Genomic DNA, 14,251 nt, shown 5'->3' with positions numbered 1-14,251 from the left:
GCCATGTACCCGACCGTCGCCGAGGTCCTCGCGCTGCCGGTGCTGCGCCAGGGCCGCCCGCACGTCGTCGCCGGCGCGGCCGGGCTGGACGCTCCGGTGCGCTGGGCGCACGTCGCCGAGGTCGCCGACATCGCCCACCTGCTGCGCGGCGGCGAGCTGGTGCTGACCACCGGCGTCGCGCTGCCCGACGACGGCCCGTCCCTCGCCCGGTACGTCGCCGACCTGGCCGGGGTCGGCGCGGCGGGCGTCGTGGTCGAGCTGGTCCGGCACTGGAGCGACAAGCTGCCCGCCGCGCTGGTCGGCGCGGCCGAGGAGCACGGCCTGCCGCTGGTCACGCTCTCGCGGGAGACGCGGTTCGTGAGCATCACCGAAGCGGTGAACGGCCAGATCGTCGACGCCCAGGTCGCCGAGCTGCGCGCCGCCGAGCGCGTGCACGAGACGTTCACCGCCCTGACGGTCGCGGGCGCCGAACCCGGCGTCGTCCTGGGCGAGGTCGCCCGGCTCACCGAGCAGCCGGTGGTGCTGGAGACCCTCTCCCACGAGGTCCTCGCCTACGACGCGGCCGGCACCGACCCCGCCGAGCTGCTGACCGGGTGGCCGGCCCGGTCGCGGGTGGTCCAGGTCGGCGAGCGGACCGGCTACCACCCGGGTTCGGGCTGGCTGGTGACCGTCGTCGGCGCGCGCGGACACGACTGGGGACGGCTGATCCTCGTCTGCGCCGACCAGCCGCCGCACCGCCACCGGGTGGTCGCCGAGCGGGCCGCGTCCGCGCTCGCCGTGCACCGCCTGGTCGCCAAGGATTCCGACGGTCTCGAACGCCAGGCCCACCGCGCGGTGCTCGCCGAGCTGCTCGCCTCGCCCGCCCCGACGGCCGAGCTGCTGGCCAGAGCCTCGGCGCTGGCCGTGCCGCTGCCCGGGCGGCAGCTAGTCGGGGTGGCCGTCCGGCCGCGGCTGACCGGCACCGCCCGGACCGCGTTGTCGACCCCGCCGGTGCTGCGCGAGCTGGCCGAGGCGACGGTGCTGGCCGCCCGCCGCGCGAAGGTCTCGGCGCTGGTGGCGACGGACGACCTCGGTGTCCGGGCGCTGATCGCGCTGTCCCCGGAGGCGAACGCAGACGCCGTGCTGCACCGGCTCGCCACCGACGTCCACGAGGCCCGCGGCAGCGCACCCGGCGTGCTCGCGGTCGGCACGACGGTGTCGTCCCCCGCCGAAGCGCGCCGGACGTTGCTGGAGGCGAGCCAGGTCGCGGCGGCGGCGCTGGGCGCGGGCGCGGACCGGGTGCTGCACCGGTTGTCGGACGTCCGCCTGCGCGGCCTGCTGCACCTGCTTTCCGGCGACGAGCGGGTCTCGGCGTTCGCGCACCGGGAACTTGGACCGCTGCTCCAGCGCGACGCGGCGTCGGGCAGCCGGCTCGTCCAGGCGTTGCGGCACTACTGCGAGCAGGGCGGCAACAAGTCGGCGGCGGCCGCGGCGGCCCACACCTCGCGGACGGCCTATTACCAGCAGCTCGCCCGGATCGAGCAGGTCCTCGGCGTCCGGCTGGAGGACCCGGAGTCGATGTTGTCGCTGTATGTGGCCCTTCTGGCGTGGGATCTCACCCGCCCGAGCGACGAAGACTCACCCGGACGTGCAGCACAGTGATCGACCTCGGACGGCCGATGACACCGATATGGCCCTAATCCCCTTCGCAGCCTGCTTGCTGAGCTTCGGTTGTCTGGTGCCGGCGCAACCCCCGGCCTCGACGCTGCAGCTGACCACCCACGACACCGCCGGCCGGACCGGCGCGGCGGCGCTGACGTGCGACCCGGCGGGAGGAACGCACCCCAAGCGCGACAAGGCATGCGCGGTGCTCTCCGCCGCCGGCGGCGACTTTTCCCGGATCAACGCCCGCCACCAGGCGTGCACGCTGATCTACGCACCGGTGGAGGCGACGGCCACCGGCACCTGGCGCGGAAAACCGGTGTCGTTCCGCACGACGTACGCCAACCGCTGCGAGGCCGAGCGGGATTCCGACGAGATCTTCGCGTTCTGACGCAGCATTTGACGCAACGCTGCGACAACTGAACGGCATCACCCGACCGGGCACAGCCTGTCCTTGGGCAGGCTGTGCCTCATGTCAACCTTGCCCGCTACGCAAATCCGCGACAGCAAAACCCACCACTACAGCACCCTGCGTTATCACCCGAAAGCACCAAGACCAGCCTGAACGCGCGGAAGCCGCCGGGCCGCCCCCACGACGACCCGGTGGCTCCCGCGTAACTCTTAACCACGCACTGTCCGCCGGTCCGGTTCAGCGGCAGGGGGTGACCGGGCCGAAAGTCACGTCGCGGGCCGTCGAGCGGCTGAGGTTCCACGATGGCCAGCCTTCCGCGCGGTGGTGGCTCAGGACCTGCATCAGCACGCACGTGCGCAGTGGTTCCGGCAGGCGTCCCGAGACCACCGGGACCACGTCGGCCGAGAACCCGGCCAGGTAACGGTCGTCGAGGGGCTTGCCGGCGGCCGCGCGGTCGACGTTGGCGTCGGCGATCAGGCGTTCCGGGTCGAGGACGGCGAGGACGAGCAGCGCCGCCGCGGCCGTGCCGATCGCCGCGCGGGGCAGCCACGCCGGGCGCAGCCGGACCAGTGCCACCAAGACCAGCACGAACACCGCGCCGAACCACAGCTCGCAGACCTCGACCAGCAGCCGCAGGACGGTGAAGCCGTACGCCTGCTGGTAGGTCCACATGCGACTCAACGCCGAACCGACGAGCATCAGGGTGAGCGCGCTGAGCGTCCCGAGCAGGAGACGCTGCCGGAGCCGGTCGGCCTTCGTCGAGTTCGGCGCCCACCGCAACGCCGCGGAAACGACCGCCAACGTCAGGACGGTGACGACGCACAGCTGCCAGAAGCCGCTCCGGGCGTACTCCGCCGACGTCAAGTTGCCGGTGCGCAGGACGTACTCGGTGCCGCCGAAGAGCACGACCAGCCGGACCCCGACGAAGAGGCCGAACACCAGCACGAGGACGACGAGCGGGAACGTCCACTCCAGACCGTATCGAGTCCGATGTGGACGTTCGGCCGACGCGCGCGGTGCCGGAGCGGCAAGGAAGTAGCAGGCTCCGGCGACAGCCAAGGTGACGGCGGCGAAGACCGCGCACCACCGCACGAACGTCGCGACGTCGAGCTCGGGAAGCACGGCGTTGACGACGGCGGCGAAGGCGGCATCGGCACTGGCCAGCAGCGGCACGAAGACCCCGACGAGCACGGCCGCGGCGAGCACGGCCAGCGCCATCCGCCGGGCGACCCCGTCCCGGCGGCCGGCGAAGCGCCCAGCCCCGCGCCCGACCCACGGAATGGCCCGGAAGGCCTCGATCGGAACGGCGAGCATGTCGTAGAGGACGGAGTGCACGGTCCGCTCCCCGACGACGGCCAGCGACCCGGTCACCACGGCGGCGGCGACGCAGAGGACGAACAGCCACTCCGACGCCCGCACGGTCCCGACGGCGAGCAGCCCCAGCGAGAGGGCGGCCCAGCCGGCATTGCGCCAGGTGAAGACGCCTTTCGCGCCTTCCCGCGCCCGCCGATCGGCCTCCACGACCGCGGCGACGACGGCCAGCCCGGAGAGCAACCACCCGATCCCGGGCCGGTCGAGGGGCAGCAGCAGGGCTCCGACGATCCCGGCCAGCACCGAAGCAGGCAGCACAACGGCCGGCATCGGAACGACAGCGGACTTCGGCGGCGGGATCGGCCGGAGGAGAACGGGCGGAGCGGCAACGGCAACGCCACCGCCCTGGCGCGGAGGTTCAGGCATCGCGAAGGCGCCCCCACCAGCACCGGAGCGCGGGCCCTCACCTTGCCGAACCCCCGCCCCACTGCCCGAAAGCGGAGGTTCCGGCACCCCCAAGGCGCCCCCACCAGCACCGGAGCGCCCGCCCGGGTCTTCCCGGACGCCCACGCCACCCGGCGCCCCTCTCGCCGGCGCCGAAGCGCCCGACTCCTGTCCGGCCCCGGACGCCACGCCACCCTCCCGCGCCGCAGCCGCCCCGGCCCCCGGCTCGCCCCTGGCCGCACCGGCGCCCGGCCCACCCCGGGCACTTTCACGCGAAAGTGCCCCTTGGGCCGCTACCGAACCGTCGCCGGCCCCCGGGCCATCCCCGGCCTCCGTCGCCGCCGCGCGCTTCCCCCGCGGCACCCGTTTTCCCGGCTCCCCGCCCACACTGTTCTTCGGCATCTCCACCCACTCCACGTTCGCTTTCGCAAATACCAGGTCCGCAACCGCGCCGCAGACCCCACTCACCGCACCTAAGCCGGCAGCGTCACCCGGATCCGGCTCCCCGTCCCGGGCGACTGGTCCACCACCCCGATCGTCCCGCCGTGCAGCTCGACCGCCCACCGGGCGATCGCCAGGCCCAGGCCCGTTCCCCCGCCCGACGGCCGCTCGCCGCGGGTGAACCGCTCGAACACGCGCTCGCGGTCCGCCGGCGCGATCCCCGGCCCCTCGTCACACACGTCGATGCGCACCTCACCCGGCCGCACCTGCGCCACCACCCGGACCTGCCCGCCCGCCGGGCCGTGGCGGGCCGCGTTCTCCAGCAGGTTGGCCACCACCTGGAACAACCGCCCGCGGTCCGCCGTCACCACCGCCCCCTCCGGGGACACCGACACCTCGAACGTCACCCCGCGGCCCGCGAACGCCGCCTCCCCCACCACTTCGGACAGCAGCGACCACAGCGAAAACGACGTCTTGTGCAGCGGGATCGCCCCCGCGTCCAGCCGGGACAGATCCAGCAGCTCGTCCACCAGCGTCGCCAGGCGCTCGGTCTGCCGCAGTGCCGTCTTGAGCGTTGCCGGGTCCGGGTCCTCGACGCCGTCGACGAGGTTTTCCAGCACGCCGCTCAGCGCGGTGATCGGCGTGCGCAGCTCGTGGGACACGTTCGCGATCAGCTCCCGGCGCCGCCGGTCCGCATCGCCGAGGTCCCCCGCCATCTGGTTGAACGCCTGCGCCAGCACGCCGACTTCGTCACGAGTGGTGGCCCGGATCCGCCGGGTGTAGTCGCCCTTCGCCATCGCCCGCGCCGCCGCCGTCATCTCGCGCAGCGGGCGCGTCATGCCGTGCGCGAGCACCTGCGACAACACGAGCGCGAGCAGGATGGCGCCGGCCGTCGTCTTCGGCGGCAGCCAGCCGATCTGCCAGTTGAAGAACCCGAACGCGATGCCGCCGGAGGCGACCATCAGGATCGCCAGCTTCAGCTTGATCGACCGGACCCGGTCGAGCGGCCGGGGCAGCAGCTCGACCACCTCCAGCAGAGTCCCCTTCACGATCCCGCCTCCAGCGCATAACCGACGCCGTGCACCGTCCGGATCAGGTCCGCGCCGAGCTTCCGCCGCAGCGCCTTGATGTGGCTGTCCACCGCCCGGGTGCCCGCGGACGTGCCGTGGACGTCCCAGTCCCACACCTCCGACAGCAGCCGTTCGCGCGGCTGCACCACCCGCGGCCGCCGCGCGAAGTGCACCAGCAGGTCGAACTCGATCGGCGTCAGCTGCGCCGCGACGCCCGCACGGGCGACGCGCCGCTGGTCGACGTCGATTTCGAGGTCGCCGAGCACGATCCGCGTGCCCGCCACCGAAGACGAGCGCTCGACCCGCCGCAGCAGTGCGTGCACCCGCGCGGTCAGCACCCGCATCGAGAACGGCTTCGTGAGGTAGTCGTCGGCGCCGACCCCGAGCCCGACCAGCAGGTCCGTCTCGTCGGCGCGCGCGGTCAGCATCAGCACCGGCACCGGACGGCGGCCCTGGATCCGGCGGCAGACCTCCAGGCCGTCGAACCCCGGCAGCATGACGTCGAGCACCACCAGGTCCGGTTCGGAGGCCGCGTCCGCCTCGACGGCCGCCGGTCCGTCGTGGACGACGTCCACCGCGAACCCCTCGGCCCGCAGCCGGGCCGCGATCGACGCGGCGATCGTGACGTCGTCCTCGACGACGAGCACCCGCCGCCCACCCAGTTCCATGACCACGACCCTAAGCACCCCCGGTGGAGACGGTTCGCGTGAAGTGTGAAGATCCTGTGGAGACGTTTCACCCGCTTTGCCGGTTCGTGACGGCCAGGTTTGTGACGCAGGTCATGCACCCCGGCGCCCTTCGCGCAATCGACAGACTGCACTCCTGATCAACGAAGAGTGAACAGACTGCCGTTGCCCCGGTGATGACCAGGCGCGCAGGATTCCGCAATGGCGCCGACACCCGTAGACCAGCGCGTGCACGACGACGGCCGGGTCGAACTCGACCCCGCCGACGTCCGGTCTCTCCAAGGCAGCCGGTTCTTCAACGAGGAACTGGCCCCCGTCCCCGTCGAGAAACGGACCTGGACCACTTACAACTACTTCGCGCTCTGGATGGGGATGGCGCACAACATCCCCAGTTACGCGCTGGCCGCTTCGCTCATCGCGCTCGGCATGAACTGGGTGCAGGCGCTGATCACCATCACGATCGGCAACCTGGTCGTGCTGGCCCCGATGCTGCTCAACAGCCACGCCGGCACCAAGTACGGCATCCCGTTCCCGGTGTTCGCCCGCGCGTTCTACGGCCTGCGCGGCGCCAACCTGGCCGCGCTGCTGCGCGCGTTCATCGCGTGCGGCTGGTTCGGCATCCAGACGTGGGTCGGCGGCGAGGCCATCTACGTCATCCTCGGGCGCCTGCTCGGCTCGTGGTGGCGGAACGCGCCGGAGATCGCCGGGCAGCACTGGACGCTCTGGCTGTCGTTCGTGGTGTTCTGGATCGGCCAGATGCTGATCATCTGGCGCGGCATGGAGGCGGTCCGCAAGTTCGAGAACTGGACGGCGCCGCTGGTGTCGGTCGGCTTCCTGATCATGCTCGGCTACGTGCTGGTCAAGGCGGGCGGGCTCGGCCCGATCCTGTCGGCGCCCGGTGAACTGGGCTGGGGCCCGGACTTCTGGAAGGTGTTCGCGCCGTCGCTGATGGCGATGATCGCGTTCTGGTCGACGCTGTCGCTGAACATGCCGGACTTCACCCGCTTCGGCGGCAGCCAGCGCAAGCAGGTCCGCGGCCAGATCCTCGGCCTGCCGACGACGATGACGTTCATCGCGATCGTGGCCATCCTGACCACGTCGGGCGGGCACGTGCTCTACGGCGAGGACATCTGGGACCCGGCGCAGCTGGCCGACCGGTTCTCCAGCCCGGTCGTGGTCGTCGTCGCGCTGGTCGCGCTGGTGCTGGCGACGATCTCGGCGAACCTCGCGGCCAACGTCGTGAGCCCGTCCTACGACTTCTCGAACGCGTTCCCGAAGAAGATCACGTTCGCCGTCGGCGGCGGCATCACCGGCGTCATCGGCATCCTCATCCAGCCGTGGCGGCTCTACTCCGACCCGAACATCTACATCTTCGCCTGGCTCGGGTTCTACGGCGGCTTGCTCGGCGCGGTCGCCGGGGTGCTCGTCGCCGGCTACTGGCTCGTCAACCGCACGGAGCTGCGGCTGAAGGACCTCTACACACCCGATGGGGTGTATTGGTTCACCGGCGGCTGGAACTGGCGCGCGCTGGTCGCGACGCTGGTGGGGGCCGTTCTCTCGGTGGGTGGCGCGTACGGCGGGCCGTTCCCCGCCGACGGCATCATCCCGCTCCTCAAGCCGCTTTACGACTACAACTGGGTGGTCGGCCTGGTCGGCGCGTTCGTCGTCTTCGCCGTGCTGTCCCTGCCCGCTAGGAACAAGGAGGAAACCAGTGAGCGTGGTTCGAGCCGGCCTGATCCAGCAGCGGTGGACGGGTGACAAGGAGTCCATGATCAAGGCGGCGGTCGACCACATCGGCACCGCCGCTTCGCAGGGCGCCCAGGTCGTCTGCCTGCAGGAACTGTTCTACGGGCCGTACTTCTGCCAGGTGCAGGACGCCGACTACTACTCCTACACCGAGGCCATCCCGGACGGGCCCACCACGAAGCTCATGCAGGAGGTGGCCGAGCGCCACGGCGTCGTGCTGATCGTGCCGATGTACGAGGTCGAGCAGCCCGGCGTCTACTACAACACCGCCGCGGTGATCGACGCCGACGGCACCTACCTCGGCAAGTACCGCAAGAACCACATCCCGCAGGTCCAGGGGTTCTGGGAGAAGTTCTACTTCCGGCCCGGCAACCTCGGCTACCCGGTGTTCGACACCGCCGTGGGCCGCATCGGCGTCTACATCTGCTACGAGCGGCACTTCCCGGAGGGCTGGCGCGCGCTCGGCCTGGCCGGGGCGAAGATCGTGTTCAACCCGTCGGCGACCAGCCGCAGCCTGTCGCAGTACCTGTGGCGGCTGGAGCAGCCGGCGGCCGCGGTGGCGAACGAGTACTTCGTCGGCGCGATCAACCGGGTGGGCGTGGAACCGCTGGGCGACAACGACTTCTACGGCCAGACGTACTTCGTCGACCCGCGCGGCCAGCTCGTCGGCGACGCCGCGTCCGACACCGACGACGAGGTCGTGGTGCGCGACCTCGACCTGGGGTTGCTCGACGACGTCCGCAACCAGTGGGCGTTCTACCGCGACCGCCGCCCGGACACCTACGGCCCCCTCGCGGAGGCCTGATGACCACGCTCATCACGGGAGGCCAGGTCGTTTCGCCGTCGGGTGCGCTCCTGGCCGACGTCCTCGTCGACGGCGAGACCATCGCCGCCGTCGGGGCGCCCGGGACGCTGACCGGCGACGAGACGATCGACGCCACCGGGAAGTACGTGCTGCCCGGCGGCATCGACGCCCACACCCACATGGAGATGCCGTTCGGCGGCACGCACTCGGTCGACACGTTCCCGACCGGGACGACGGCGGCCGCGTGGGGCGGCACGACCACGATCATCGACTTCGCCGTGCAGGCCAAGGGCACGTCGCTGTTGTCCACACTGGACAAGTGGCACGCCAAGGCCGACGGGAACTGCGCGATCGACTACGGCTTCCACATGATCGTCTCCGACGTCAACGACCAGTCGCTGAAGGAGATGGAAGCCTGCATCGACGGCGGCGTCGGCAGCTTCAAGATGTTCATGGCGTACCCGGGGGTGTTCTACTCCACGGACGGGGAAATCCTGCTCGCGATGCAGAAAGCGCGCGAAACCGGCGCTACGATCATGATGCACGCCGAAAACGGCATCGCGATCGACCAGCTGGCCGCGCAGGCCTTCGCGGCCGGGAACATCGACCCGGTCCAGCACGGCCTGACGCGCCCACCGGAACTGGAAGGAGAGGCGACATCGCGGGCGATCCAGCTCGCCAAGGTGACCGGTGCGCCGCTGTACATCGTGCACCTGTCGGCGTCGCAAGCACTGGCGGCGGTCGCTGAAGCCCGCAACGCGGGGCAGAACGTCTTCGCGGAGACGTGCCCGCAGTACCTCTACCTGTCCATTGAGGACCTCGCCAAGCCGGACTTCGAAGGCGCGAAGTACGTGGCTTCGCCACCGCTGCGGGAGAAGTCGCACCAGGCCGACCTGTGGCGGGGGCTGCGGACCAACGACCTGTCCGTGGTGTCCACCGACCACTGCCCGTTCTGCTTCAAGGACCAGAAGGAGCTGGGCCGCGGCGACTTCCGGGCCATCCCGAACGGGATTCCGGGCGTCGAACACCGGATGGACCTGCTGCACCAGGGCGTCGTCGCCGGTCAGCTGACCCTCGGCCGGTGGGTCGAGACGTGCTCGGCAACGCCGGCGCGGATGTTCGGGCTGTACCCGCGCAAGGGCGTCATCGCCGCGGGTTCGGACGCCGACATCGTCATCTACGACCCTTCCGCGCGGCAGACTTTGTCGGCCGAGACGCACCACATGAACGTGGACTACTCGGCGTACGAGGGGCTCGAGATCACCGGCCGGGTGCACACGGTGCTTTCGCGGGGGCGCGTTGTGGTGTCGCCGTCCGGTTTCTCCGGGTCGACGTCCCACGGCAAGTTCCTGTCCCGCTCGCTGAACCAGTACCTGAACTAGTAAGACAAACAGAGCGCGGCGAAGCCGCTCCGTTGAGGGTGGCGGAGGGGAGGAAGGAGGAGCATGGACTTCGGGATCGTGCTGCAGACCGACCCGCCGGCGCGGGACGTCGTGCGGCTGATGAAGGACGCCGAGGACGCCGGGTTCCGCTACGGGTGGACGTTCGACTCCTGTGTGCTGTGGCAGGAGCCGTTCGTCATCTACTCGGCGATTCTGGCGGCGACGTCGTCTCTCGTCGTGGGGCCGATGGTGACCAGCCCCGGCACGCGGGACTGGTCGGTGATGGCGTCGACGTTCGCCACGCTCAACGACATGTACGGCAACCGGACGGTGTGCGGCATCGGCCGCGGCGACTCGGCGCACCGGGTGGTCGGCAAGCCACCGTCCACTTTGGCCACGGTGCGCGACTGCATGCGCGTGGTCAAGGACCTGGCCGAGGGCCGCTCGGTGACCATGAACGAGAAGACCGTGCGGATCCCGTGGATCTCGAACGGGCAGCTCGAAATGTGGATGGCCGGCTACGGGCCGAAGGCGCTGCAGACGGTCGGCGAGCACGCCGACGGCTTCATCCTGCAGTGCGCGGACCCGGCCATCGCCCGCTGGACGATCGGCGCGGTCCGCGACGCGGCCCGGGCGGCCGGGCGCGATCCCGGCGGCATCACGATCTGCGTCGCGGCGCCGGCGTACGTCGGCGACGACCTGGCGCACCAGCGCGAGCAGCTGCGCTGGTTCGGCGGGATGGTCGGCAACCACGTCGCCGACCTGGTCGCGCGGTACGGCTCGTCGGGGGCGGTGCCGCGGGAGCTGACGGACTACATCCGCGAACGGGAGGGTTACGACTACAGCCACCACGGTAAGGCGGGCAACCCGTCGACCGAGTTCGTCCCGGACGAGATCGTCGACCGGTTCTGCCTGCTGGGGCCGCCGTCTTCCCACGTCGAACGGCTGCAGGAGCTGGCGGAGCTGGGCGTGGACCAGTTCTCCCTGTACCTGATGCACGACGACCGCGAGGCGACGCTGGCGGCCTACGGATCACAGATCATCCCGAAGCTCACCACCTGATCGAGTTGCGGTTTACCCCACCCCGGATTCGGTGGCTCACCCCAGTGCGCCACCGGGTCCGGAGCGGGACGATCTTGTCATGACCTCTCGGAAATTCCGCACGGCGACGGCACTGGGGGCCGCCGCGCTCGCGGTGGGCGCTCTCGCCCCCGCGGCCGCGGCGAGCCCCGCCCGGATCGTCTGGGAAGCCTCCTGCACGGCCGGCTACGAATGCGGCCACCTCGACGTCCCACTGTCCTACCAGGACCCGGCCGCCGGCACCGTGCGGCTGGCGATCGCGCGGCTGCCGGCCACCGACCAGGCCCGCAAGCTGGGCACGATCTTCTACAACCCGGGCGGACCGGGCTCGTCCGGCCGGTTCGCCCCGGCGTTGACCCCTGCCCTGCACGCCCGTTTCGACATCGTCGGCTTCGACCCGCGCGGCGTCGGAGCGAGCGCGAAGATCCACTGCTTCACCGACCCGGCACAGCTCGAAGTGCTGCAACGCGCGCTCGGCACGTTTCCGCTGACCCGTGCGGCCGAACAGCAGCAGATCGCGGACACGCGCACGGTCACCGACCTCTGCGAGCAGAACGCCGGGCCGCTGGCGAACCACCTGTCGACCGGAACGATCGCCCGCGACCTGGACCGGCTGCGCGCGGCGTTCGACGAACCGAAGCTGCGGTACTACGGGAAGTCGTACGGAACGTACCTCGGCGAAACGTACGCGAACCTGTTCCCCGGCCGAGTCGGCTCACTGGCCCTCGACGCGGTCGACGACCCGGTGCGCTGGTCGACGGGAACCGGCCCGATGAGCTACCGCCTGCACGGCTTCGCGGACGCCCCGCGAGCGATACAGTCCTTTGTGGACGCCTGCGGTACGCGTTGCACGTTCGGCTACGACGAGATCCTCGACCGGCTCGAACGCGGCCCGATCACGGTGACCGACACGGCCGGACGGCAGAGCACCGTCACCTACCAAGGCGCCATCGCCCGCATCCACAACTACTTGACCGACGCCCGGTCCGCGCCGGAGCTGGCCGCCTTCCTCCAGGCCCTGGCCGACCCGGCATCGCGCGTCCCGGTTTCCCCGGGCGGCCCACCGGACATCGACTCCATGCTGGGCGGCGGCGCAACGCTCTGCTCGGACGCGGCCAACCCCCGAAACCCGGCCGCCTGGTGGGACTACGCGTGGCGCGCGGACGACGTCGCCCGCGGCTTCGGCCCGTACGACGTCTACAAGACGCTGCCGTGCGCCACCTGGGACGTCACGGACACGGGCCGCTACGCCGGGCCGTGGAACCGCCCGACGGCACCGATCCTGCTCCTGGCCAACCGGCAGGGCGACCTGGAGACACCGTACGCCGGCGCGCAGCGGACAGAGCGGCTGCTCGCCAACGCCCGCCTGCTGAGCCTGGACACGTACGGCCACGGCGCCCGCGGCAAGAGCGCCTGCATCGACACCTGGCTGGACCGCTACTTCGGCACCGGAACGGTCCCGGCCCCAGGCACGACTTGCGCACCGGATCACGGCCCGTTCGGCTGAGGCCGATCGCCGCGGGCCTCGCTGGGCGGTTCGTCCTCGTTGCCGGGATCGCAGTCCTCGCTACGCTGGCGTCCTCGCCGCCCGGCGGGGCCCGTGAGTTCGCGAGGAGCCGCAGATGCAGACCGAGAACCCGCTGGTGCCGACGGGGTTCGACCGCGCATTGACCCTCCGGGACGGGCGCGTCGTGCACCTGCGGCCACTCGCCCGGGCCGACGCGCCGGAACTCGGGGACGCGATCCGGCACGCCGACCGGGTGACGCTGTACCGGCGGTTCTGCGGCACTCCGCCGCGGGTCACCCCGCGGTTGCTGGACCGCCTCACCGACCTGGACTACCAGCGCAGATTCGCGCTCGTGGCGCGCGACACCGACGGCCACGGCGTCGCGATCGCCCGCTACGGAGCCACGTCGGAACCCGGCGTCGCCGAGATCGCGGTCGCGGTCGATCCGGCCTGGCGCCGGGTGGGGCTGGCGACGGCACTGGTGCACCTGCTCGGCGAAGCGGCCCTCGATCGCGGCTTCGACCGGTTCACCGCCCTGTACTTCGCCGACAACCGCCCGGTGGCCGAACTCCTCGACGACGCCGGCGGCAAGCAGGTGATCGCGGCAGGCCTCGCCGAAGCCGAAGTCCAGCTCCGCCGACCAAGTCCGAACGGGTGAATGCTCAGCCGCTTGGCCGAGTCACGATGACGGTGCGCAGCTGCCCACTGTCCAAAGTGGTCAGTAATCAGCCTTTCCCGGCGTCGCGGCGCAGCCGGAATCCGGCGAAGCTGACGAGCAGCAGTACCGTGCCCGCGGTGAGGACGAGCAGGGCACCACCCACCGCACCACCGGTCAGATCCCAGACGGCTTCCGGAACGGCAAGGGTCACGGCGGCGACGCCCGTGACGAGCGGCCCCCAGCTCCGTTCCCACCGCACCGCGGCGAGGCACCCGGCACCCAGGGCGAAGGTGAGCAGGTAGGCCATCGGAACGGCCCGTTCGTCGCCGAGGAGGTGCTGGAAGCCGGCGACCGCGAGCGTCAGGCCGGCGACGAGCCCGGTCTGCCGATGCGGCAGCACCCGGCCGAAGGCAAACGCGGCAACGAACAGCCCGCCGGTGGCCACGCCCAGCCCCGCGTTCAGCGAGGTGAGGCCGACGGTGCTGTCGAGGCTGAAGAGGATCGTCGCGGCAAGGAGGCCGGCCGAAGCCAGCAGCCCGGAAACGGACGGCACCAGCAGATACCCCACCACGGCGGTCACCAGCCCGGCCCCGCAGGCCACGGCACCACGCCCACCGTGATCGGTCAGCGCAACGGCAACGGCGGCAGCCACGGCTCCGGCACCGAGGGCCAGCAACGTGCCACCCACGCGCCCACGCACCGCCGACCGGCTCCCCACCCCACCACTGGCGGCCGCCCCGGCGGCGAGCAGCACAACAGCGGCGGCCCCGGTGACGAAGGTCCGGGCGAACTCACCCCAGCGCCCCCACGACGTGGCCACGAGCAGGACGGCACCGACGAGAACCAGCCCACCCCCGAGGTACCCGGCGACCTCCGCCCACGGAACCCGCACCCGCCGACGCACACCGGCCCCCAGCGCACGCTCAACGGCATCGGCCTGCACCGAAGACAGCACCCCATCCCCGACCAGCCGGTCGAGAACTTCCTTCACGGACGGCTCTCGCTTCATGCCGGAATTGTCCGCTGCCCCGCCCCCGCCGGACAGGGCCACAGGACCCCACCGAGAGG

12 protein-coding genes are annotated in these 14,251 nt (G+C 71.4%); 8 read left to right on the top strand and 4 right to left on the bottom strand.

Going from position 1 to position 14,251, the window contains the following annotated elements; translation table 11 throughout:
- Positions 1 to 3: 3 nt before the first annotated feature.
- Entirely contained in the window at positions 4 to 1,641 is a 1,638-nt protein-coding gene (locus tag ACLJQE_RS28195; RefSeq protein ID WP_410642411.1) for a PucR family transcriptional regulator, read from the top strand.
- A 28-nt stretch (positions 1,642 to 1,669) separates the two neighbouring features.
- Positions 1,670 to 2,032: an SSI family serine proteinase inhibitor gene (locus ACLJQE_RS28190; RefSeq protein ID WP_410642410.1), complete on the top strand. Its 363-nt coding sequence runs from the start codon at positions 1,670 to 1,672 to the stop codon at positions 2,030 to 2,032.
- Between the two features lie 258 nt (positions 2,033 to 2,290).
- On the opposite strand, the gene ACLJQE_RS28185 is transcribed toward ACLJQE_RS28190, so the two are convergent.
- The 3 genes from ACLJQE_RS28185 to ACLJQE_RS28175 all read right to left on the bottom strand — a co-directional run bounded on the left by ACLJQE_RS28185 (position 2,291) and on the right by ACLJQE_RS28175 (position 5,966).
- Positions 2,291 to 3,694, bottom strand: a complete 1,404-nt coding sequence (locus ACLJQE_RS28185; RefSeq protein ID WP_410642409.1) for a DUF4153 domain-containing protein — start codon at positions 3,692 to 3,694, stop codon at positions 2,291 to 2,293.
- A 587-nt stretch (positions 3,695 to 4,281) separates the two neighbouring features.
- A complete protein-coding gene (locus ACLJQE_RS28180) occupies positions 4,282 to 5,298 on the bottom strand; it encodes an ATP-binding protein (RefSeq protein ID WP_410642408.1) in 1,017 nt (338 codons plus the stop codon).
- Positions 5,295 to 5,966: a response regulator transcription factor gene (locus tag ACLJQE_RS28175; protein WP_410642487.1), complete on the bottom strand. Its 672-nt coding sequence runs from the start codon at positions 5,964 to 5,966 to the stop codon at positions 5,295 to 5,297. The genes ACLJQE_RS28180 and ACLJQE_RS28175 overlap by 4 nt, the downstream gene beginning before the upstream one ends.
- 240 nt (positions 5,967 to 6,206) lie before the next feature.
- Between ACLJQE_RS28175 and ACLJQE_RS28170 the strand changes: the two genes are divergently transcribed.
- The 6 genes from ACLJQE_RS28170 to ACLJQE_RS28145 all read left to right on the top strand — a co-directional run bounded on the left by ACLJQE_RS28170 (position 6,207) and on the right by ACLJQE_RS28145 (position 13,183).
- Entirely contained in the window at positions 6,207 to 7,763 is a 1,557-nt protein-coding gene (locus ACLJQE_RS28170) for an NCS1 family nucleobase:cation symporter-1 (protein ID WP_410642407.1), read from the top strand.
- Between the two features lie 10 nt (positions 7,764 to 7,773).
- The gene (locus tag ACLJQE_RS28165; RefSeq protein WP_410642486.1) at positions 7,774 to 8,556 is read left to right on the top strand and encodes a nitrilase-related carbon-nitrogen hydrolase; all 783 of its coding nucleotides are present in this window, start codon (positions 7,774 to 7,776) and stop codon (positions 8,554 to 8,556) included.
- Positions 8,556 to 9,938, top strand: a complete 1,383-nt coding sequence (gene hydA, locus ACLJQE_RS28160) for a dihydropyrimidinase (RefSeq protein ID WP_410642406.1) — start codon at positions 8,556 to 8,558, stop codon at positions 9,936 to 9,938. Before ACLJQE_RS28165 ends, hydA begins: the two co-directional genes overlap by 1 nt.
- Before the next feature lie 63 nt (positions 9,939 to 10,001).
- Positions 10,002 to 11,000, top strand: a complete 999-nt coding sequence (locus ACLJQE_RS28155; RefSeq protein ID WP_410642405.1) for a TIGR03842 family LLM class F420-dependent oxidoreductase — start codon at positions 10,002 to 10,004, stop codon at positions 10,998 to 11,000.
- A 79-nt stretch (positions 11,001 to 11,079) separates the two neighbouring features.
- Complete coding sequence (locus ACLJQE_RS28150) at positions 11,080 to 12,525, top strand: alpha/beta hydrolase (protein ID WP_410642404.1); 1,446 nt, start codon at positions 11,080 to 11,082, stop codon at positions 12,523 to 12,525.
- 115 nt (positions 12,526 to 12,640) lie between these two features.
- Positions 12,641 to 13,183 carry a GNAT family N-acetyltransferase gene (locus ACLJQE_RS28145; protein WP_410642403.1) on the top strand — a complete coding sequence of 181 codons (543 nt, stop codon included), beginning with the start codon at positions 12,641 to 12,643 and terminating at the stop codon, positions 13,181 to 13,183.
- Between the two features lie 67 nt (positions 13,184 to 13,250).
- On the opposite strand, the gene ACLJQE_RS28140 is transcribed toward ACLJQE_RS28145, so the two are convergent.
- Entirely contained in the window at positions 13,251 to 14,192 is a 942-nt protein-coding gene (locus tag ACLJQE_RS28140) for a hypothetical protein (protein ID WP_410642402.1), read from the bottom strand.
- Between the last annotated feature and the right edge of the window lie 59 nt (positions 14,193 to 14,251).

The organism is Amycolatopsis sp. lyj-346, assembly GCF_046548975.1.
Taxonomy (GTDB): domain Bacteria; phylum Actinomycetota; class Actinomycetes; order Mycobacteriales; family Pseudonocardiaceae; genus Amycolatopsis.
This window is presented reverse-complemented; position numbering and strand designations above follow the sequence as displayed.